The 20,638-nt window shown below is 68.6% G+C and carries 19 protein-coding genes and 2 pseudogenes; 8 read left to right on the top strand and 13 right to left on the bottom strand.

Annotation, left to right across the window (positions count from 1 at the left end):
- The 3 genes and pseudogenes from AC1DKV_RS36590 to AC1DKV_RS36580 form a co-directional block, all read right to left on the bottom strand.
- Positions 1-189: pseudogene (locus tag AC1DKV_RS36590) on the bottom strand (hypothetical protein); the annotation flags it as partial.
- The gene (locus AC1DKV_RS36585; RefSeq protein WP_441643663.1) at positions 186-782 is read right to left on the bottom strand and encodes an RNA polymerase sigma factor; all 597 of its coding nucleotides are present in this window, start codon (positions 780-782) and stop codon (positions 186-188) included. The pseudogene AC1DKV_RS36590 and the gene AC1DKV_RS36585, both read right to left, overlap by 4 nt.
- Before the next feature lie 162 nt (positions 783-944).
- On the bottom strand, positions 945-2,765 hold the full coding sequence (locus AC1DKV_RS36580; RefSeq protein ID WP_477139312.1) for a vWA domain-containing protein: 1,821 nt from the start codon (positions 2,763-2,765) through the stop codon (positions 945-947).
- Between the two features lie 237 nt (positions 2,766-3,002).
- Between AC1DKV_RS36580 and ggt the strand changes: the two genes are divergently transcribed.
- Positions 3,003-4,874 (top strand): gamma-glutamyltransferase, encoded by a 1,872-nt coding sequence (gene ggt / locus AC1DKV_RS36575; protein WP_477139311.1) that lies wholly within the window; start codon positions 3,003-3,005, stop codon positions 4,872-4,874.
- Between the two features lie 104 nt (positions 4,875-4,978).
- On the opposite strand, the gene AC1DKV_RS36570 is transcribed toward ggt, so the two are convergent.
- The 5 genes from AC1DKV_RS36570 to AC1DKV_RS36550 all read right to left on the bottom strand — a co-directional run bounded on the left by AC1DKV_RS36570 (position 4,979) and on the right by AC1DKV_RS36550 (position 10,688).
- Positions 4,979-5,986: a Bug family tripartite tricarboxylate transporter substrate binding protein gene (locus AC1DKV_RS36570; RefSeq protein WP_477139310.1), complete on the bottom strand. Its 1,008-nt coding sequence runs from the start codon at positions 5,984-5,986 to the stop codon at positions 4,979-4,981.
- 287 nt (positions 5,987-6,273) lie between these two features.
- Positions 6,274-7,350: a phosphotransferase gene (locus AC1DKV_RS36565; protein ID WP_441623998.1), complete on the bottom strand. Its 1,077-nt coding sequence runs from the start codon at positions 7,348-7,350 to the stop codon at positions 6,274-6,276.
- Between the two features lie 116 nt (positions 7,351-7,466).
- On the bottom strand, positions 7,467-8,201 hold the full coding sequence (locus tag AC1DKV_RS36560; protein WP_441623996.1) for a histidine phosphatase family protein: 735 nt from the start codon (positions 8,199-8,201) through the stop codon (positions 7,467-7,469).
- Positions 8,202-8,284: 83 nt separating this feature from the next.
- The gene (locus tag AC1DKV_RS36555) at positions 8,285-9,064 is read right to left on the bottom strand and encodes an oxepin-CoA hydrolase, alternative type (protein WP_477139309.1); all 780 of its coding nucleotides are present in this window, start codon (positions 9,062-9,064) and stop codon (positions 8,285-8,287) included.
- Positions 9,065-9,164: 100 nt separating this feature from the next.
- Positions 9,165-10,688 (bottom strand): 3-hydroxyacyl-CoA dehydrogenase, encoded by a 1,524-nt coding sequence (locus AC1DKV_RS36550; RefSeq protein WP_441623993.1) that lies wholly within the window; start codon positions 10,686-10,688, stop codon positions 9,165-9,167.
- A 218-nt stretch (positions 10,689-10,906) separates the two neighbouring features.
- Here AC1DKV_RS36550 and AC1DKV_RS36545 point away from each other — a divergent pair, with 218 nt between their 5' ends.
- Positions 10,907-11,548 carry a glutathione S-transferase gene (locus AC1DKV_RS36545; protein WP_477139308.1) on the top strand — a complete coding sequence of 214 codons (642 nt, stop codon included), beginning with the start codon at positions 10,907-10,909 and terminating at the stop codon, positions 11,546-11,548.
- 89 nt (positions 11,549-11,637) lie between these two features.
- On the opposite strand, the gene AC1DKV_RS36540 is transcribed toward AC1DKV_RS36545, so the two are convergent.
- Positions 11,638-12,816 (bottom strand): pyridoxal phosphate-dependent aminotransferase, encoded by a 1,179-nt coding sequence (locus tag AC1DKV_RS36540; RefSeq protein ID WP_477139307.1) that lies wholly within the window; start codon positions 12,814-12,816, stop codon positions 11,638-11,640.
- Between the two features lie 75 nt (positions 12,817-12,891).
- Positions 12,892-13,407, bottom strand: coding sequence for a putative toxin-antitoxin system toxin component, PIN family (locus tag AC1DKV_RS36535; RefSeq protein WP_441623987.1), 516 nt, complete (start codon positions 13,405-13,407; stop codon positions 12,892-12,894).
- 39 nt (positions 13,408-13,446) lie between these two features.
- Here AC1DKV_RS36535 and yaaA point away from each other — a divergent pair, with 39 nt between their 5' ends.
- Both yaaA and AC1DKV_RS36525 read left to right on the top strand, forming a co-directional pair.
- Positions 13,447-14,232 carry a peroxide stress protein YaaA gene (gene yaaA, locus AC1DKV_RS36530; RefSeq protein WP_477139306.1) on the top strand — a complete coding sequence of 262 codons (786 nt, stop codon included), beginning with the start codon at positions 13,447-13,449 and terminating at the stop codon, positions 14,230-14,232.
- 72 nt (positions 14,233-14,304) lie between these two features.
- On the top strand, positions 14,305-15,447 hold the full coding sequence (locus tag AC1DKV_RS36525; RefSeq protein ID WP_441623983.1) for a M14 family metallopeptidase: 1,143 nt from the start codon (positions 14,305-14,307) through the stop codon (positions 15,445-15,447).
- Positions 15,448-15,505: 58 nt separating this feature from the next.
- Here the strand turns inward: AC1DKV_RS36525 and AC1DKV_RS36520 are convergent, their stop codons facing one another.
- From AC1DKV_RS36520 to AC1DKV_RS36510, 3 genes are all read right to left on the bottom strand, one after another.
- Positions 15,506-16,312, bottom strand: coding sequence for a BspC domain-containing protein (locus tag AC1DKV_RS36520; protein WP_477139305.1), 807 nt, complete (start codon positions 16,310-16,312; stop codon positions 15,506-15,508).
- A gap of 249 nt (positions 16,313-16,561) precedes the next feature.
- On the bottom strand, positions 16,562-17,443 hold the full coding sequence (locus AC1DKV_RS36515; protein ID WP_477139304.1) for an N-formylglutamate amidohydrolase: 882 nt from the start codon (positions 17,441-17,443) through the stop codon (positions 16,562-16,564).
- Between the two features lie 12 nt (positions 17,444-17,455).
- Positions 17,456-18,439 (bottom strand): Bug family tripartite tricarboxylate transporter substrate binding protein, encoded by a 984-nt coding sequence (locus AC1DKV_RS36510; protein WP_477139303.1) that lies wholly within the window; start codon positions 18,437-18,439, stop codon positions 17,456-17,458.
- A 167-nt stretch (positions 18,440-18,606) separates the two neighbouring features.
- On the opposite strand from AC1DKV_RS36510, the gene gcvA reads away from it, so the two are divergent.
- The 4 genes and pseudogenes from gcvA to AC1DKV_RS36490 form a co-directional block, all read left to right on the top strand.
- Positions 18,607-19,509 carry a transcriptional regulator GcvA gene (gene gcvA, locus AC1DKV_RS36505; protein WP_441623975.1) on the top strand — a complete coding sequence of 301 codons (903 nt, stop codon included), beginning with the start codon at positions 18,607-18,609 and terminating at the stop codon, positions 19,507-19,509.
- Positions 19,510-19,680: 171 nt separating this feature from the next.
- Entirely contained in the window at positions 19,681-19,788 is a 108-nt protein-coding gene (locus tag AC1DKV_RS36500; RefSeq protein ID WP_441623973.1) for a lipoprotein, read from the top strand.
- An 80-nt stretch (positions 19,789-19,868) separates the two neighbouring features.
- A complete protein-coding gene (locus tag AC1DKV_RS36495; RefSeq protein WP_477139302.1) occupies positions 19,869-20,423 on the top strand; it encodes an RNA polymerase sigma factor in 555 nt (184 codons plus the stop codon).
- A 12-nt stretch (positions 20,424-20,435) separates the two neighbouring features.
- Positions 20,436-20,638, top strand: a pseudogene (locus AC1DKV_RS36490) (hypothetical protein); the annotation flags it as partial.

The following is a 20,638-nucleotide window of genomic DNA, read 5'->3' as shown; positions in this document are numbered from 1 at the left end:
CGGCCGGGGCGATCCGGGCGCGGGGGGCACGGCGGGCGCGGCGGCGTGTGCCTGGCGCGCGGCCTGCGCCGCGCGCGCCACCGCCATCACCGACGCTTCCAGCGAAGGCGGCGGCGCAAACGGCGGCAGCGTGCGCAGCAGCGCCGCGAGCCGGTCTTCGCCGGCAATGAATCGCTCGTCCGCGCTCATGGCTGCCGCTCCTGCGGCGCCACGGCCGCCAGGCTCTCGCGCAGGCGCGCAAAGGCGTAGCGCAGCCGGCTCTTGATGGTTTCGAATTTCTCTCCCAGCGTCTGCGCGATCTCCTCCACGCTCATCTCGCTGAAGAAGCGCAGCACGATCACTTCCCGCTGCGCGGCCGGCAGCGCCATCAGCGCCTGCCGCACGCCTTGCAGATTCTGCCGCAGGCTCGCCTCGGCCTCGGGGCTGAGGTCGTCGGCGGGCAGGGCGAGATGGTCTTCGTCGAGCGTATCGCGCTGGCGCTCGTAGGCGCCGCGCAGCGTGTCGAGCCAGGTGTTGCGCGCGATCTGGAACAGGAAGGTGCGCAGCGCCGCGCTGGGCTGGTAGTCGCCGCAGCGGGTCATCAGCTTGACCCAGGTCTTCTGGGTCACGTCCTCGGCCTCGCCCGTGTTGCCCTGGCACAGCCAGGCCACGTAGTTGTACAGTGCGGCGTTGTGGCGGCGGAACAGCTCGGCCACCGGCTGCTCGATCAGGCCGTTGGCGACCAGCAGCATGAGGTCGGTGTCCGGCAACGCCGACAGGCTGGAGGCGGGTTGGTCTGGCATGCCGGCAGGCATGCGGTCGGGCGGGGCGCCGGGCGCGGAGGCATTCATGCGCGGCAGTATATGACAGCGCCCCGTGCCGCCGCGAGCGCGMCCCGCCGGGTGCGATGCAGCACGCGCCTGCGTGGCGCCCGCCGTCATCGCACCTCCGTCATCACTMCGCCTTCAGCGCTGCGGCTGCGGCGCGGGGCCGTCGCCCTGCGCCAGCGGCGCGCGCGTCGACAGGGCCTGTGCCAGGTCCACCAACTGAATGAACTCGCCGCGATAGCCGAAGCGGTCGCCGCCGCGCGCGCCGAGCGCCAGCGCGCGCGCATCGGCATAGCTCCAGGTGCCGACATGGCTGCCGCCGCGCAAGGCCTGGCCGAAGCCGGCCACCGCCGTGGCGAAGCGGAAGGCATCGTCGGCCTGCGCCAGCGGACGCACCGCGCCGGCCGGCACCGCCAGCTCCAGCAACTCGCTGGCCTGGGCCTGCGCGCGCTTGTAGCGCAACTTCACATGGGCCAGCTCGCCGGTGCCGCTGTTCGCGCCTTGCGGCTGCGGCTGGTAGCGCAGCGGATCGAGCAGGCCGGGCTGCCCTGCCAGCGTCAGCTCATAGAGCGCGGTCACCGTATGCCCCGCGCCGATATCGCCGGCGTCGACCTGGTCATTGTTGAAATCCTCGCGCCTGAGCGCGCGGTTTTCGTAGCCGATCAGGCGGTATTCCTTGACCGTGGCCGGATTGAACTCGACCTGGATCTTGACGTCGCGCGCCACCGTGGCAAGCGTGGAACTCATCTCCTCCACCAGCACCTTGCGGCCTTCCATCAGGTTGTCGATATACGAGTAGGCGCCGTCGCCCGCATCGGCCAGCTGCTCCATGAGCTGGTCGTTGTAGTTGCCGGTGCCGAAGCCCAGCGTGGACAGCGACACGCCCGACTTGCGCTTCTCCGCGACCATGTCCTTGAGCTGGCGGAAGTCGGTGATGCCGACGTTGAAGTCGCCGTCGGTGGCCAGCAGCACGCGGTTGATGCCACCGGCGATAAAGCTCTGCTGCGCGGCCTGGTAGGCCAGCGCGATGCCGCTCGCGCCCGCGGTGGATCCGCCMGCCACCAGGGCGTCGATGGCCGCCGAGATGGCGGTCTTGTMGCTGCCTGGCGTGGGCGGCAGCACCACGCGCGTGCCGCTGGCGTAGGTGACCAGCGTGATGCGGTCCTGCGGGCGCAGCGCGCCGGTGAGCAGCTTGAGCGATGCCTTCAGCAGCGGAAGCTTGTCGGGCGAATACATCGAGCCGGACACGTCGACCAGGAACACCAGGTTGGCGGGTGGCAGGCTTTCGCGCGCGGCGTCGGCGGCCTTGATGCCGATGCGCAGCAGCACATTGCTGGCGTGCCAGGGGGCCGGCGCGGCCGCGACGTGCACCGCGAAGGGCCGGCCATCGCGCGGCTGCGCGTAGTCGTAGGGGAAGTAGTTGACCATTTCTTCCACGCGCACGGCATCGGCCGGCGGCAGGCGGCCTGCGTTGAGCATGCGGCGCACATTGCTGTAGCTGCCGGTATCGACATCGATGCTGAAGGTGGAGACCGGCGCCTGCGCAACCTGCTGCACGCCGTTCTCGTCGATGGCGGCGTAGCGCTCGCGCTCKGGTTCGCCACGCCAGGCTGGCTGCGGGGAGGGCGCGATCATCGCCATGGGCGCGGGTGCCGCGGGCAGGTGGCGCATCGCCGGCGCGCGGGCATCGGCAGCGGSGCCGGCGAACGCTTCGGCCCGGCTGGCCTTGGCCGCGGGCCCGGTGGTGGCGGGCGTGGCGGGGGTGGCGGGCGTGGTGGTAGCGGCAGGGGGCGCGGGCGGCGTCGCCGTGTGCGCGGMGCTGCGCCCGGGCAACGAAGCCGGCGGCTGGGCGGCCGCGCCGTTGTCGTCGCCGGCGGGGCTCGCCTGCGGGCTGGGGGACGGTCCGCCACACGCGGCCATTGCCAGGGCAACGGCCAGGACTACCAGGCGCTTGTGCATGTTCATTTCTCCGGAAAGGGCCGCGCCGGCGGTGCCGGCGGCAGGGCGCTGCCAGTGAAACGAGCCAGGCTTGCCGGTGGGGTTGGCGCGGCGAAAAAAAAATCGCTCGGCCCGGTCGCCGCCCGATGGCCCACGATTGCCGCGCGCGGTCMATCGGGGCTGTCCCGCAGTTTGCTGCGGGTGTCGCACGCGTGCCGACGCMCTACAATGGCGGCTTTCCCCCCGGAGGAGGTAGGCATGGCAATCCAGGTATATTCAACGGCGCTCTGGCGCGGCCCGCTCGCGGCGGCCGCGGCGCTTGCGCTGCTAGGCGCCTGCTCGACCCCGACCAGCGCGCCGCCTGCGGCAAGCACCGCGCCCGCCGCGCCGGCCACCGCCATGCCGCCGGCGCCGGAAGTGGCCTCGGGCTACCGGCAGGGCATGACCACCACGTTCGCCGACAGGCATATGGCCGCGGCGGCCAACCCGCTGGCTACCGAGGCGGGCCGCAAGATCCTGCGCGACGGTGGCTCCGCCATCGATGCGGCGATCGCCATGCAGGCCGTGCTGACCCTGGTCGAGCCGCAGGCCACCGGCATCGGCGGCGGCGCGTTCATCATGTACTGGGACGGCAAGCGCGTKCAGTCCTACGATGGCCGCGAGACCGCGCYCGCCGGCGCCGACGAGAACCTCTTCATGCGTGCCGACGGCAAGCCGATGAGCTTCAGCGAAGGCCAGATCGGCGGCCGTTCGGTGGGCACGCCTGGCGTGCTGCGCGCGCTCGAGCTGGCGCACCGMCAGCACGGCAAGCTGGCCTGGGCCAAGCTGTTCCAGCCCGCCATCGACCTGGCCGAGAAGGGCTTCCCKATCTCGCCACGCCTCTATACGCAGATCGCCGCCGACAAGTTCCTGCCGAACTCGCCCGAGATGGCGGCCTACTTCCTCACGCCGGATGGCAAGGCCAAGCCGGTCGGCACCATGCTGAAGAACCCGGCGCTGGCCCGGACCCTGCGCGAGATCGCGCGGCGCGGGCCCAATGCGCTGTACACCGGGCCGATCGCCGGCGAGATCGTCAAGCAGGTCAATGGCAGCGCCAACCCGGGCTCGCTCTCGCTGACGGACCTGCGCGACTACCGCGCCAAGGAGCGCGCGCCGGTCTGCAGCGACTACAAGCGCTGGAAGGTCTGCGGCATGCCGCCACCGTCGTCGGGCGGCATCGCCATCGCGCAGATGCTCGGCACGCTGCAGGCGCTGGAGGCCAAGGATCCGAGGTATGCGCTGGCCGCGATGGCGCCCCGGCAGGTGAACTCGCCGGCCGGCCTGGAACCCACCGTCGATGCCGTGCACGTGGTGTCCGAAGCGGGGCGGCTGGCCTATGCCGACCGCGGCCTCTACGTGGCCGACGCGGACTTCGTGCCGGTCAACGTGGCCGGCCTGATCAACTCGGCCTACCTGGCCCAGCGCGCCAGCCTGATCGGCGACAAGAGCATGGGCAAGGCCGAGCCCGGCGTGCCGCCCGGCACCAGCGTCGCGCTGGCGCCGGACCGCTCGCCGCCGCGTGTGTCCACCTCGCAGATCGTGGCCGTGGACAGTGCCGGCGGCGCKATCTCCATGACCACCACGGTGGAGAGCTATTTCGGCTCGCACCTGATGGTGCGCGGCTTCGTGCTGAACAACCAGCTCACCGATTTCTCGTTCGTGCCGAGCGAGAACGGCAAGCCGGTCGCCAACCGCGTGCAGGCGGGCAAGCGCCCGCGCTCGTCGATGGCGCCGACGCTGGTGTTCGACCGCGAGACCGGCAAGCTGGTGGCCACGGTAGGCTCGCCCGGCGGTTCGCAGATCATCGAGTACGTCTCCAAGACGCTGGTGGGCCTGCTGGACTGGAACATGGACGTGCAGGCCGCGATCAACCTGCCCAACTTCGGCAGCCGTAACGGCCCGACCGAACTGGAAGCCGGACTGGTCAGCCCGGCGCTGGCGCAGGGCMTGACGGAACGCGGGCACCAGGTGGCGCAGATCGAGATGACCAGCGGCACGCAGGCCATCATGCGGCGCCAGCGCCCGGACGGGAAGTGGGCGTGGGCGGGCGGTGCCGACCCGCGGCGTGAAGGGGTGGCGCTGGGAGACTGAGCGCAGCGCCGGCGCATGCGGCTGGCGCACCCCATGCAAAAAGGCCGACTCGCGGAGAGTCGGCCTTTTTGTTTGCCGKGAAGGCGCGGGTCTGGCGGGGCCGCTCAGTCCAGCCGCACGTCGGCCTGCTTCACCACCGCGGCCCAGCGCGCCCGCTCGGCCACGAAGAACTTGTTGGTCTCCTGCGGCGTCATGGTCACCACCTCGGCGCCCTGGCCGGCCAGCTGGGCCCGTACCTCGGGCAAGCGGATGATGCGGATCAGCTCGGCGCTGATGCGCGCCACCAGCGCATCGGGCATCGCGGCCGGCGCCATCACGCCTTGCCAGGTGCCGGACTCGAAGCCGGGCACGCCCTGTTCTGCGATGGTCGGCACCTGCCCGACCAGCGGCATGCGTGTCTTCTTGGACACCGCCAGCACCTTGAGCTTGCCGGCCTGCACCTGCGGMWRCGTYGCCAGCATCCCGTTCATCAGCACCTGCGCCACGCCGCCCACGGTATCGGCCACGGCCTGCGAGCCGCCCTTGTAGGGCACGTACTGCCACTTGGCGCCGGTGGCCTGCGCCACCGCCACGCCAGCCAGGTGCGGCGCGCTGCCGATGGCGGTGACGGYGAAATTGAGCTGGGTGCGCTTGGAAAGCTCCACCAGTTCCTTCAGGTTGTTGGCCTGCACGGAGGGGTGGACCACCAGCAGGTGCGGCGAGTAAGCCAGCATCGACACGCCCTTCAGGGCCTTGCCCGGATCGAAGGTGAGCTTGGTGTAGACGGAYGGGCTGATGGCCAGCGCGCCSACRTCGCACAGCAGCAGCGTGTGGTTGTCGGTGCCGGCCTGCGCCACCATTGCCGCGCCGATATTGCCGTTGGCGCCGGGGCGGTTGTCCACCACGATGGGCTGGCCGAGCGCTTCGCCGAGCTGCTTGCTGATCAGGCGGGCGATGATGTCCGACGAGCCGCCAGCCGGGTAGGGCACGACCATGCGGATGGGGTGGGTGGGCCAGTCGGCTGCCTGTGCGGCGGAGGACAGGAGGGTACCTGCGGTGCCCAGGCCGCCCGCAGCGGCGGTGGCGCCCAGGGCGGAGAGCTGGGAGAGGAACGTACGGCGGCTGGTCGGCATTGCTGCTGTCTCCGTTATTGTATGGGTGTTGTATGTTGTCGTATCTGTTTGATGATAGCCTGAAGTCCGGGGAAGGTCTAGGGGCGGATTTATGACAATAATGTCGKGCTGTGCCTCCCGGGTCGCACCTTTCCGGCTGCGGGCAGGCTGCCACACATATCGTGTGATATGACAACTGGTGCGGAAAGAAAAGAGCCTCTTCCCCGTCGGGGAAGAGGCTCTTCATGGCAACAGGCAGCGCTGGAGTGCAGCGAGAGCAGCGAGAGCGCTTTCTTCGTTGCCTGGCCTTATTGCTTTGCCTTCTTCGCGTACTCCCAGCCCATTTCGGCCATCGGGCGCGCGCGCTTGCCGGCATCCAGTGCCTGCGCCGACGACGCCGTGCCGTCCACCACGCGCTTCATGATGCCCTGCAGGATCCCGGCGATGCGGAACATGCTGAAGGCCAGGTAGAAATTCCAGTCGCCGGTGATCGGCCGGCCGGTGCGCTTCTCGTAGGTGCGGCGGTACGCGGCTTCATCCGGGATGCCCAGGCTCGTGTAGTCCAGCCCGGCGATGCCGCGGAACTGGCCCGGGGCGATGTGCCAGCTCATGCAGTGGTAGCCGAAGTCGGCCATCGGATGGCCGAGCGTGGACAGTTCCCAGTCGAGCACGGCCAGCACGCGMGGCTCGGTGGGGTGGAACATGAGATTGTCGAGCCGGTAGTCGCCGTGGACGATCGAGGTCAGGTCGGCATCTTCCTGCGGGATGTGGTCGGGCAGCCAGGCCATGAGCGAATCCATGGCGGGAATGCTCTCGGTCTCGGACAGCTTGTACTGCTTGGTCCAGCGCTCGATCTGGCGCGAGAAGTAGTTGCCCGGCTTGCCGTAGTCGCCCAGGCCGATGGCCTTGTAGTCGACGGTATGCAGCGCGGAGATGACACGGTTCATCTCGTCATAGATGGCCCCGCGTTCGGCCGTCGTCATGCCGGGCAGGGACTGGTCCCACAGCACGCGGCCGGCGACGAATTCCATGATGTAGAAGGCGCGGCCGATCACGCCCTCGTCCTCGCACATGGCGTACATCTTCGCCACGGGCACGTCGGTGCCGGCCAGCGCGGCCATCACGCGGTATTCGCGCTCGATGGCGTGGGCCGAGGGCAGCAGCTTGGCCTTCGGGCCGGGCTTGGCGCGCATCACGTAGGTCTGTCCCGGCGTGATCAGCTTGAAGGTGGGGTTGGACTGCCCGCCCTTGAACTGCTCGATGGTCAGCGGGCCGGCAAAGCCGGCCACGTGCTCGCCCATCCAGGCTTCCAGCGCGGCCAGGTCGAAGCGTTGCTGCTCGGCCACCGGCCGCGTGCCTTCGAAGTTCGAAACGTTGTTGCTCATGCTGTCTCCGTTATTTMGGTGTTTCCGGGTATGCCGCGTCGTCTGGTCTTCTTGGATTCGGGTCTGCGTGAGCAGAGTGTATTGCGTTGCGCGATTCGGTTTCCGCGCGGGCATGCCTAGCGTGGCGGCGCCTGCAGGTCGCGAAAGCGCAGGTACTGGTGCAGCAGCACTTCCATCGTGGTGTGGCGCGTGCCGCTGTGCACCGGCGTAGGCGGCGAATAGTTCAGCATGCGTACCACCCAGTCCGCGGGCGCGTCGCCCACGTCCAGCACATTGATGCAGCCGGCGGTCTGCATCAGGCTGCCGTAGAACACGCGGCGCCCGCAGGCGATGGCGTGGGAGAGGATGGCGCGGTTGGTGCCGCCGTGCAGCACCAGCAGGGCAGTGTCCCAGCCGGGGTCGTCGCGCAGGCGTTGCAGTTGCGGCAGCACGCGGTCGAGGAATTCGCCCACGCTCTCGCCGTCGAGAAAGCGCTTGTCTTCGGGCACTTCGCCTTCGAAGGCGCCGATGAAGGCATCGCGCAGCTTGTCGTCGCCGATGCCGGCCAGCTTGCCGCCGCGGATTTCCTGCAGCGCGGGCCAGGTTTCGAGCGCGGCGTCGGCCATGCCCGGGATTTCCGCCAGCACGCGCTCGGAGGTTTCCACGGTGCGCGGCAGGCCGCTGACGATGATGCGGTCGAAGCGCACCTGTTCGGCGGCAAAGGCGCGGCCGGCGGCGCTGGCCTGGGCGCGCCCGGTTTCGTTCAGCGGCACGAGTTCGGGCAGCGCGGGGCGGCCGGTCTCGTCGAAGTAGGTCACCGCGCCATGCCGCATCAGGTAGACGCGGCGGCGGGGCGAGGGCGGCATTTCCATGCGTGTCTCCGGTGCTGTTTTGCTGTTGCCCGTCTGCGCGGGCATGCGTGGCTCGGTGCGCGGATGCGCTGCTGCCCGGGTGMCTAGCGGTAGCGCGGCTTGCGCTTCTCCAGGAAGGCGCCGATGCCTTCGCCGCCGTCCTTGTGGTGCAGCGCGGCCACGAAGTTGTCGCGCTCCTCGGCCAGGTGCTCGGTCAGGCTGGCGGTGCCCGCATGGTTGATCAGTCCCTTGATGCGGCCCACCGCGTGCGGCGACTGCGCGGCCAGCGATTCGCCCAGGCGCAGCGCCTCGGTGAGCGCCTGGCCTGGCGCCACCACGCGGTTGACCAGGCCGAAATGGGCCAGGCGCGCGGCATCCGCKGGCTTGCCCTCCATCATCAGCTCGGAGGCCAGCTGGCGCGGCAGGGCGCGCGCCAGCTCGTAGGAGCCACCGCCGTCTGGCGTGAGGCCGACCTTGACATAGGCCAYGACGAACTTGGCGTCGCTGGCGGCMACCACGAAATCGCAGGCCAGCACCAGCGAGAAGCCGGCGCCCGCCGCGGGGCCTTCCACCGCCGCGATGATGGGCTTGGGAAAGGCGTGCAGCGTTTCGATCCAGTGGTTGAGGACCTCGATGCTCTCGGCCTGCACCGACTGCGGCTTGGCGCGGTTGCCGAGCAGGCGGTTGAGGTTGCCGCCGGCGCAGAAGACGCCGTCGGCGCCGGTGATCACCACCGCGCGCACTTCGTCGTCGCGCGAGGCCAGCTCCAGCGCTTCCTGCGACGCCGCGTAGATGTCCGGGTGCAGTGCGTTGCGTGCCTCGGGGTTCGAGATGGTCAGCACCAGGGTGGTGTCGACGCGTTCGGAAAGCAGCTGTGCGGTCATGGCGGCTCGGTGGCGGAAACGGGGCTGGCGCGGAGCATGGCCGCGACAGCGCAATCAGATGCGAAACGACCGCAAGCCCTGGGGGCTTGCGGTCGCGGGATTACTGCTCTTCGGCCAGCAGCGACAGGCCGAGGCCGGCGCGGCGCCACAGCCACGGGCTGGGGCGGTAGCGCATGTCGCCGGTCAGGCGCTCCAGGTTGCGCAGCACGGTCAGCACGAGGTGCGGGCCGATCGCGTCGCCCAGCGCCAGCGGGCCCTTGGGATAGCCCAGGCCCAGGTTCACGGCCAGGTCGATGTCGACCGGCGTGGCGATGCGCTGCTGCGCGATGTCGCTGGCGATATTGACGATGCAGCTGATGATGCGCTGGGCCACGAAGCCGGCCGAGTCACGGATCACCGTGACCGGCACGCCGTCGGCCGCGAACAGGCCGTGCGCGGCTTCGCGCATGTCGGCGGTGGTGGCCGGCGTGGTCATCAGCGTGCGGCGCTTGGTGGCCTCGAACGGCATCAGCGTGTCGATGGCGACCACGCGGGCGGGATCCAGGCCTTCCTGCAGCGCGCAGGTGGTGGCGTCCAGGCCCAGCGGCGTGACTACGATCAGGGCTTCGCCAGACGGCAGGTTGCCGGCTTCGGGCGTCATGCCGAGTGCGTGGATCAGCTTGACGGCCATGGCGTGGCCGCGTTCGTCTGCACGGCTCACCCACACGCTGGCGGGGCGCGTRGCGGGCGCCGCGGTGGTGGCGGGCAACTGCTTCTGGCCGTCGGCATAGCGGTAGAAACCGGCGCCGGCCTTGCGGCCGATCAGGCCGCCCACCGAGCGGATCGCCGTGATCGGCGACGGACGGTAGCGCGGTTCCTGGTAGAACTGGTTGTAGATCGATTCCATCACCGGGTGCGACACGTCCAGCCCGGTCAGGTCCATCAGCTCGAACGGGCCCATGCGGAAGCCTGCCTGCTCGCGCATGATGGCGTCGATGTCGGCGAACCCGGCCACGCCTTCCTGCGCAACCTTCAGGCCTTCGATGTTCATGCCGCGGCCGGCGTGGTTGACGATGAAGCCGGGCATGTCCTTGCAGCGCACCGGGGTATGACCCAGGCGGCGCGACAGTGCCATCAGCGCATCGCCCACGGCGGGGTCGCCCGACAGGCCGTCGATCACCTCGACCACCTTCATCAGCGGCACCGGGTTGAAGAAGTGGTAGCCGGCGACGCGACCCGGGTGCTTCGCGCCGACCGCGATCGCGGTGACCGACAGCGAAGAGGTGTTGGAGGCGATCACGGCATCCGGGCGCAGGATGGCTTCGAGCCTGGCCACCAGCTCACGCTTGACTTCCAGGCGCTCGACGATGGCTTCCAGCACCATGTCGCAGCCGGCCAGGTCTTCGAGCGCATTGCAGGGCAGCACGCGCGCCAGCGCGGCCGCGCTGGATTCGGCGCTCATCTTGCCCTTCTCGGTCAGCTTGGCGAAGGTATCCTGCAGGTACTGCCGCGCGGCCGCCACGGCCTGCGGGTTGGTGTCGTACAGGCTGACGGTCAGGCCGGCCTGCGCGGCGATCTGCGCGATGCCCCGGCCCATGGCGCCGGTGCCCACGATGCCGAGGGTGTCGATGGTGAAAGTGCTCATAGTCCGTCCAGAAAGTTGTGGTTAAATTAGCACGATCGTACGWTTTCTGCATCWTCCGCGACAGTCGCCGGGTGCAAGCGGCGTGCGCTGATCGGCCACAGGCAGCCGCCAGAGTCTGCCATGGCCCACATGCCTGCCGGTTCCTTGCGCGCCGGACGGTGTATGACGATGAATTGCGGGGCCACGCCGTGGCCACCCATAACGAGGAGAGAGACGACATGCTGAAGCTCTGCGGATTTTCCGCCAGCAACTACTACAACAAGGTCAAGCTGGCCTTGCTGGAAAAGAACCTGCCGTTCGAGGAAGTGCTGGCCTGGCTCGGCGAAACCGATCACGATGCATCGCCCCTGGGCAAGGTGCCCTACATGATCACCGATCGCGGCCCGCTGTGCGAGTCCGAAGTGCTGGACGCCTATATCGAGTCCACCTACCCGCAATTGCCGCTGCTGCCGGCGGACCCGTACCAGGCCGGCAAGGTGCGCGAACTGGTGACCTTCCTGGAGCTCTACCTGGAGCTGACCGCGCGCGAGCTGTACCCCGAGGCCTTCTTCGGCGGCAAGGTGAGCGACGGCACCAAGGAGCGGCAGCGCAAGCTGCTCGAACGCTATATCCCGGGGTTTGCCAGGCTGGCGAAGTTCTCGCCGTATATCGCCGGCGACACCTTCACGCTGGCCGACTGCGCRGCGATCGTKCACCTGCCGCTGATCTCGTCGTGCACGAAAATCATCTACGGCGACKACATGCTGGCCGAGCTGCCGGTCAAGGACTATCTCAAGCGCATGTCGGAGCGCCCTTCGGTGCAGAGGGTGAATGCGGAGCGCAAGGCAAATACGGAGCTGATGCTCAGCCGGAGGAAGTAAGGGGGGCGCGGCTCCCCGCGTGCGCCGCCGCGGGCCTTGAGGCGTGGACCCCGAGGCCCCGGAAACACCGGGAAATCCCCGGAAATCCCTTACAGATTCTTCAGCCGCTCCAGCGCCAGCGCCAGCGTCTGCTCCTTCTTGGCGAAGCAGAACCGCACCACGCCGGATTCGCGCGGCTGCGAGTAGRAGGCCGACACCGGGATCGCCGCGACGCCGATTTCCTTCGTCAGCCACATCGAGAAATCGGCTTCGCTCATGTTCGAGACGGCCGAGTAGTCCACGCACTGGAAGTAGGTGCCGTCGGACGGCAGCAGCTTGAAGCGGGTGGTGGCCAGCCCGGCGCGGAAGAAGTCCCGCTTGGCCTGGTAGAAGTCGGCCAGGCCGAGATACGGCGCGGGGTCGGCCATGTAGTCGGCCAGGCCGTGCTGCACGGGCGTGTTGACCGTGAATACGTTGAACTGGTGCACCTTGCGGAATTCGGCCGAGAGCGCCGCCGGCGCGGCGACGTAGCCGACCTTCCAGCCGGTMACGTGGTAGGTCTTGCCGAAGCTCGACACCACGAAGCTGCGGCGGGCCAGCTCCGGATGGCGCGAGACCGATTCATGCGGCTGGCCGTCGAACACCATGTGTTCATAGACTTCGTCGGACAGCAGCAGGATGTCGGTGCCGGCCAGCAGCGCGGTCAGGCGCTCCATGTCGCCGGCGCGCCAGATGGTGCCGGTGGGATTGTGCGGCGTGTTGATCATCAGCATGCGCGTGCGCGGCGTGATGGCCGCGGCGATGCGGTCGAAGGGCACGCGGAAATGCGGCGCGTCGAGCGCGACCGATACCACCTTGCCGCCGGCCAGCTCGATGGCCGGGATGTAGCTGTCGTAGCACGGCTCGAGCACGATCACTTCGTCGCMCGGATGCACCGCGCACAGGATGCTGGTGAGAATGCCCTGGGTGGCGCCGGCCGTGACCGTGATCTCGCTGTCCCAGTCGTAGGCGTGGCCATAGAGCTTGCCGATCTTGTCGGCGATGGCCTGGCGCAGCTTGGGCACGCCTGCCATCGGCGGGTACTGGTTCAGGCCCGAGCGCATGGAATGCGCGACGGCGTCGACGATCCTCGGGTCGCAGTCGAAGTCCGGGAAACCCTGGCCGAGGTTKACTGCATTGCGCTCGGCGGCCAGCGCCGACATCACGGTGAAGATAGTGGTGCCGACCTTGGGCAGGCGCGAAGGCGGCGGCGTGAGCGGGGGCGGCAGGAAGGAGGCTTGGCTGGACATGGGAAGCTGCGTCAGGCTGGGACGGTCGGGAGGAACGGTCCGGATGGTCAATGGGCAGGAAGCGATCCCGGCATTCTAGCGGGGATCGGCCGGCGCCTGCGGGGCGTCACCCGCGCGCGCCGCCAGCCAGGCCGGAAAGGCCTGCGGCAGCAGGATGTCCACGCCGCTCTGGCGGCGCAGGCGACCCTTGAGCTTGAGCACGGCCTTGTCCTTKGAAACCAGGCAGGCGGCCCCGGCAAAGTGCGCCAGTTCGATGAATTTCTGGTCGTCGGTGTCGCGGCAGCGCGGCAGGCGCGCCGCCAGCGTGTCGGCCTCGGCGGGAATCGCCATGAGGGTGGTGAGGCTGTCCACGGTAGCCATGGCGGCGGGGATGTCGACGCCAAAATGGGCGAATTGCGGATAGGCCAGCACCCGGCGCAGTTCCTCGCGGCAGTCCGGGCGGATCACGGCGGCGATGGCGCCGGCGCGCAGCGCGGCCCGGATGGGCTCGGCATGCGGGTCGGCGAACACCAGCAGGTCAACCCAGATATTGGAGTCAAGCACCACCCGCGGCGCGGCGGCGGCGGTGGCTTCGGTGGAGTGTGATGGCATTMGTTACAATCTGGTCTTTGTGTTTGCCGCGATTTTGCCATGCTCATCGTCCTGTCCCCTGCCAAGTCGCTCKACTACGAGACGCCCGCGCGTCTGAAGACCCATACGCTGCCGCGTTTCATCGAGCGCTCGGCGGTGCTGATCGAGCGCTTGCGCAAGCTCGCCCCGCAGGATATCGGCGCGCTGATGGATATCTCCGACAAGCTCGCCGTGCTCAACGCCACGCGCTACGGCGACTGGTCCCCCGAGTTCTCGGCCGCCAACAGCAAGCAGGCCGTGCTGGCCTTCAACGGCGATGTGTACGAAGGCCTGAACGCGCCGTCCCTGTCCACCGACGACCTTGCGTTTGCGCAGAAGCATGTGCGCATCCTCTCMGGCCTGTATGGCGTGCTGCGCCCGCTGGACTGGATGCAGCCCTACCGCCTGGAGATGGGCACGCGCCTGGATACGGCTGCCGGCAAGGACCTCTACGCCTTCTGGGGCGACGACGTCACCAGGCTGCTGCAGGAAGACTTCAAGGCGCAGAAGGCCGAAGGCCAGCCGGTGCTGGTGAACCTCGCTTCCGAGGAGTATTTCAAGGTGGTGCGCCCCAAGGTGCTCGGCGCGCGCATCGTCACGCCGGTGTTCGAGGACTGGAAGGGTGGCCGCTACAAGATCATTTCCTTCCATGCCAAGCGCGCCCGCGGCACCATGACGCGCTACGCGGTGACCCACCGGATCACCGAGCCGGCCAAGCTCAAGCGCTTCGCCGAGGATGGCTATGCCTTCGACAATGAGGCGTCGGACGATGCGCGCTGGGTGTTCCGCCGGCGCCTGGAGGACTGAGCGGCAACCGCCTGCCCGCTCACGCACCGGCGCCGACGCGCTCCTGCACACGCTTTCGAGAATCCACAAGCCATGACACCAGCCCTGCATATCTCCGCCAGCTTCGACGCAGGCGCCATCGAGGTCGAATCGCTCGCGCAGGCCAGCGATATCCGGCTGCGCATCCGCGCCGACTCGCACGCGGAATTCCGCCAGTGGTTCCATTTTCGCCTGCAGGGCGCGGCCGGCCAGGCCTGCAGCCTGCAGTTCCTGAATGCGGGCGACTGCACTTACCCGGATGGCTGGCGGGGCTACCAGGCCGTGGCCTCGTACGACCGCGCGCACTGGTTCCGCGTGCCCACTGCCTTTGACGGCAGCACCATGACGGTCTCGTTCACGCCGGAGCACGACAGCGTCTGGCTGGCGTACTTCGAGCCGTATTCCGAAGATCGCCACCTGTCGCTGCTGGCCGCCTGCCAGCGCTCGCCGCTGGCCAGCCTGTCGCACCTGGGCAGCACGGTGGACGGCCGCGACATGACCGCGGTGACCATCGGCAAGGCCGGCGAGGGCAAGAAGACCATCTGGATGATCGCGCGCCAGCATCCCGGCGAAACCATGGCCGAGTGGTTCTGCGAAGGCGTGCTGCAGCGCCTGACCGGTACCGGCTTGTGGGCCGGCGACCCGGTCGCGCGCAGCCTGCTGGCGCGCGCCGTGTTCCATATCGTGCCGAACATGAACCCGGACGGCGCCGCGCGCGGCAATCTGCGCACCAACGCGGCCGGGGCCAACCTGAACCGCGAATGGATGGCGCCGGACCCGCAGACCAGCCCGGAGGTGTACCACGTGCGCCGCGCCATCGAGGCGACCGGCTGCGACATGTTCTTCGATATCCACGGCGACGAGGGCCTGCCCTATAACTTCGTCGCCGGCAGCGAGATGCTGCCGGGCTTCACCGAGGCGCAACGCGCCGAGCAGCAGCGCTTCATCGAAGCATTCAAGCGCGCCACGCCGGACTTCCAGGATGTGTACGGCTATGCGGCGAGCAAGTACAACGCGGATGCGCTCAAGCTGGCCTCGAAGTACATCGGCCATACCTTCGGCTGCCTGTCGCTGACGCTGGAGATGCCGTTCAAGGACAATGCCGACCAGCCTGATCCGTCGGTGGGCTGGAACGGCGCGCGCAGCGCGCTGCTGGGCGCGGCCATGCTGCAGGCGATCCTCGCGCAGCTGGACTGAGCGCAAGGCAGCAGGCCGCGTCGGACGCGGCCTGCCTTGTCCCCGGCATCAGGCGACGTCAGTGCTGCGCTTTCTTGCCGGACTTGCTGGTGCTCTTGGTGGTGGATTTGCTGCTGCTGCTGCTCGACGCCTTGGTGGACTTGGTGCCGGAAGCCTTGCCCGAGCCGGACTTGGCCGCCTTGCTGCCTTTGTGCCCCTTGGCGCTGGCGGCCTGGCGGGTGTTGCCGTGTACCGCGKGCGCGGCCGCCGGCTCGCTGATGACGGTGCYGCTGCCATCGAGCAGTTCGTAGGCCAGCATCATGCCTTCGGCATAGCCGCAGCGCACCTTGACCGGTTCCCACTGCGCCTCGGCATTGCGTTTGTGCGCGGTGGCGGCGAAGGTCACCACGGAGCTTACCGGCACGGCTTGCTTGCCTTGCGAGAAGCGTCCATCCCACGGTTCCACCGTGGCCTGGCCGGCGCCGAGCGCACCGGTGGGAATCTTCAGCGCATCGAAGCTGGCCGAGCGCGGCACCACCCAGCTGGCGTGCGCCGCGCAGTCGGCCACGTCGGCGCTGGCGTTCTCGGTCTGCATCAGTTGCTGGCGCATCTGCGCGCGGTACTCGGCCAGGCTCACGCGGCCTTGCGCGGGCAAGGTCACGGTCTTGGTGGGCGGCGTGGCGGACGGGGAAGGCGGCAAACGGGTGGCGGCCGGCGCCGGCGTGGCGGCCTTGGCGGCCGCGGTGGCGGTGCCTGGCGTGCTCGCCACGGCATCGCTATCGTTGAGCGGGGTATCGGCGCAGCCCGCCAGGGCGATCGCACCTGCCACTGCGGCAGCGAGCGCGCACAGGCGGCGGCCGATCAGGTCGGAGATTCGTCGGATCACGGGATCGTCTTGCTTTGAGGCAAAAGGGGTTGGCAAAGGTCTGCCATGATAGAGGAAAGCCATGCCCCAAAGTTCCGAAATCTCCCGATCCTAGGTACTACCCTAGGTTCTTCCGCTGCGTTCTCCGAGGTATTGCCGCGATCGCGATGGCGATGAATGCGGGCGCCATGCCGCTTGCCGGGCACGTCTGCGCGGCTGCATTGCACAGCCGCGCCGCCTGCCGCGCATGGGCGTGGCAGGCGCCAGGGATCAGCGGGCCGGGGTCGTCGTGACGAAAGCCTTGAGCTCGTCGAGCAGATGATTGAGATCCGCCTTGAGCTTGCCGAAGCCCGCGTTGTGCACGAGACCCACTTCGTCCATGTACAACTTGCGGTTGATCTCCAGCTGCAGGCTGTGGCGGCGCTGTGCCGGCTGGCCTACCACGCGCACGATCTCCACGCCCTTGTAGGGGTGGTTGCGCCAGACGTCATAGCCCAGTTCCTTCAGCACGGCTTCGACGCGGTCGGTGAAGCGCGTGTCGCAGGTGGTGCCGTCGCGGTCGCCGACCACGAAGTCCGGATGCTGCAGGCCCGGGTGTTCCGTGGCGTACTGCGCCGCTTCGCTCGGCATCGAATGGCAGTTGATGTGCCACGCACTGCCGTGCTGCGCGACGGCCTGGTCCGCGAGTTTCTGCAGCTGCGCGTAGTAGGGCAGGTAGTACTGCGCGATGCGTGCCTGCACCTCGGCCACGCTCAGCTTGCGGTCGTAGATGGCTTCGCCGGTATCGAGCACGCGCCACACCAGGCCCTTGCCGAGCCGGGTCTTGGAGGTTTCCTGGCGCGGGCCGGGCCAGGGCGCGTCGAGCACGGCTTCGTCGATTTCCTCGATGCCGCGGTTGGCATCGAGGTAGCTGCGCGGGAAGCCCGCGCACAGCAGCGCAATGCCGCGTGCGGGGGCGTCGGCGTACAACTCGTCGACAAAGGTGTCCTCGGCCTGGCGCAGCAGCGGCAGGGGCAGTCCGGCGGCCGGCCGGAAGTCGGCCGGGTAGGTGGTGGCGCTATGCGGCGAATCGAGAAAGAGCGGGCTGCTCTCACCTTGCGGCAGTTGCAGGAGGTAGGGAGTGAGCCCGGTCTTTMGGTCTGCTTCCGTCATGATGAGCTTCGGTTAATCCAGGGAGATCTTGGCTGCGCCGGCGATGCGCTTGTTCTTCGCCACTTCGCTCTTGATCTGTGCGGCGAACTGCGCCGGCGTGTTGCCGACCGGCACCGCGCCCAGCTTCTCAAGCTTAGCCTTGACTTCCGGTTGCGCAAGCACCTTCACGGTGGCGTCGTGCAGCTTGGCCTGCAGGTCGGCCGGCAGGTTGGCCGGCGCGATCAGGCCGAACCACGATGCATCGTTGACTTCGGGCAGGCCGAGTTCGGCGAAGGTCGGCACATTGGGCAGGGCCGGCACGCGCTTGGGCGAAGCCACCGCCAGGGCGCGCAGCTTGCCGCCTTCGATGAAGGGCAGCGAGGACGGCAGGTTGTCGAACAGCACCTGCACCTGGTTGGCCAGCGCATCGTTCAGCGCGGGGCCCACGCCCTTGTAAGGCACGTGCAGCAGCTCGGTCTTGCTGCTCATCTTKAACAGCTCGCCCATCATGTGCGACACGCTGCCGTTGCCCGCCGAGCCGTAGGCCATCTTGTTCGGCTGGGCCTTGGCCAGGGCGATGAAGGCCTTCATGTCGTTGGCCTTGACTGCCGGGTTGATGCTCATCACGTTGGGCACGGAGGCCAGGTTGGTGATGGTGGTGAAGTCCTTGGTGGCGTCATAGGCCAGGCGCGGGTACACCGCCGGATTGATGCCGTGCGTGGAAGCCGTGGCGATGCCCAGGGTGTAGCCATCCGCTGCGGCCTTGGCCAGGAATGCGGTGCCGATGCTGCCGCCGGCGCCGCCGCGGTTGTCCACCACCACCGCCTGGCCCAGCTGCTGGCCGAGCTTGTCGGCCACGATGCGCGCCACGATGTCCGTGGTGCCGCCAGCGGGGAAGGGCACCACCAGCGTGATCGGCTTGGTCGGGTAGGTACCCTGGGCCGCTGCCGGCAGCGACAGGCCGGCGGCGACGGCGCCGGTGGCGGCAAGGAGGCGGAGCATGTTACGGCGTTGCATGGTTGGGTTCCTGAAGKAGAAGGCGAGGAGKAGAGAAGCGGAGGGCGGAAAGGTCTTGGAAGTAAGTCAAAGCTGCCTGCCCCGATTCTGCTTGTTCGTGCACGCAGGCCGCAAACGAAATAAAATCGCGTKATCATTCCATTTGGTAGTGAAGTGAGGGGTAACCTATGCGACGCTTGTGTCCGTCGCTGACTGAATTGCAGGCCTTCGAGGCCGCCGCGCGCTATAACAGCTTCACCGTGGCGGCGCGCGAGCTTCATGTGACGCAAGGGGCCGTCAGCAAGCAGGTGCGCAGCCTGGAGGCCTTTCTCGGCGTGGAATTGTTCGAGCGCGTGCGCCAGCGCCTGATGCTGACCGATGCCGGCCAGCGTTACCTCGACCGCATCCGCCCCAGCCTGACCGAGATCGAAGCCGCCACGGTGGAACTGATCGCCCGCCAGGGGCGCGGCGGCACCCTTCATATCGCCAGCATGCCCACCCTGGGCGCCAAGTGGCTGATTCCGCGCCTGCCGCAGTTCTTCGAGAAGCATCCCGATGTCAGCCTGGAGTTCGTGCCGCATGCGCAGGGCTACGATTTCTCCCAGCCCGATCTCGACGCCGCCATCCGCTTCGGCGACGGCGTGTGGCCGGGCAGCCTGGCCGACTACATGACCGGACGCGAAGTGCTGCCGGTGTGCCGGCCCGGCCTGCTCACGGGCGAGCCCGATGACATGGCACGCGCGCCTTCGGCCCTGCTGCGCTATCCGCTGTTGCATCACACGACCGTGCCCGAGGCATGGCCGGACTGGTTCGCCGAGCTGGGCGTGGCCACGCGCAAGGCATGGAGCGGCGCGCGTTTCGACCAGTTCTCGCTGCTCACCCAGGCKGCCATGTCGGGACTGGGCATCGCACTGATCCCGCGCTGCCTGATCGAGGAAGAACTGGCCACCGGCGCGCTGGTCGTGGCGCATCCCGCGCGYGTGCTKAGCAAGAAGGGCTATTACCTGTGCTATCCGGAGCAGAAGCAGCACCTGCCGGCGCTGCAGACATTCCGCCAGTGGGTGATGGAAGGGGTKGACGTGGTCGTGTGAGGGTCGTCCCGCGCTGTAATCAATTCTTACGCTTTTGCCCGACGGATTTCCTGTCGGCGCACGTTTAAGAGACATKACAGAAGGCATGCCGCGCCTGTCGCGCGGCGGTCGACTGGAGATGCTCATGCGCAAGCCCACGCCGCCGCCGGCGATGACAGGAGGGGGGACGATATGAAACGCGTGCTGATCGCGGCACTGCTTGCCGCTTCGCTGGCAGGTTGCGTGGTCGTGCCGGCACGGCCGGCCTACTATCACCGCGCGCCGGTCTACGTTTACTGAGGAGGGGCCGCGCCTGCCCGGGGGCGGCGCGGCACGGGCAACCATGGCGGGCGCAACGATCCCCAGCGAGACCACACCCATTGAGCGACAAGGATCCGGACKACKATGTCCTGCTGGCGCGGGTCGGCAGGCATGACGCGGCCGCCGTGCGCGAGCTGGTCGCGCGCAAGCTGCCGCGCGTGCTGGCGCTGGCCACGCGCATGCTAGGCGACCGGGCAGAGGCGGAAGACGTGGCCCAGGAAGTGTTCGTGCGCCTGTGGAAGCAGGCCGGGCGCTGGCAGCCGGGGCGGGCCCGCTTCGACACCTGGCTGTACAAGGTCGCGTTGAATCTCTGCTACGACCGCCTGCGCGGCGAGCGCGGGCAGGCCATCGAGGACGTGCCCGAACAGGCCACGCCGCAGGCCGGTCCGGAAGAAGCGATGGAGGCGGCCATGCAGGGCTCGCGCGTGGCCGCGGCGCTGGCGCGGCTGCCCGCGCGTCAGCGCGAGGCACTGGTCCTGCATTACTACCAGGAGTTGTCCAACGAGGAGGCGGCGGCACTGATGGGCGTCAGCACCGAAGCGCTGGAAAGCCTGCTGGCGCGCGCGCGGCGCGGCCTGCGCGAGATGCTGGCAGCGGGCGGCCAGCGGCCCTGATGAGGAAATGCGATGACACCCGAGAGATTTCGCGCACTGACCGAGGCATACGGTGCCGATCCGGCGCACTGGCCGGCCGGCGAACGGGCCGCGGGCCAGGCCATGGCCGCGCTGCCCGAGCATCGCGCGGCACTGGCGCAGGCCGCGGCGCTCGACGCCCTGCTGGCCGGGCATGTGGTGGCCGCTMCCGATGCCGCGTTGATGCGGCGCATCGC

The sequence above is a fragment of the Cupriavidus sp. 05T41 genome (genome assembly GCF_056396525.1).
This window is presented reverse-complemented; position numbering and strand designations above follow the sequence as displayed.

Coding starts and splice junctions, on each gene's coding strand:
- AC1DKV_RS36585 (WP_441643663.1), bottom strand. CDS start 782: ATGCCAGACCAACCCGCCTCCAGCCTGTCGGCGTTGCCGGACACCGAC.
- AC1DKV_RS36560 (WP_441623996.1), bottom strand. CDS start 8,201: ATGGAAATGCCGCCCTCGCCCCGCCGCCGCGTCTACCTGATGCGGCAT.
- AC1DKV_RS36525 (WP_441623983.1), top strand. CDS start 14,305: ATGACACCAGCCCTGCATATCTCCGCCAGCTTCGACGCAGGCGCCATC.
- AC1DKV_RS36500 (WP_441623973.1), top strand. CDS start 19,681: ATGAAACGCGTGCTGATCGCGGCACTGCTTGCCGCTTCGCTGGCAGGT.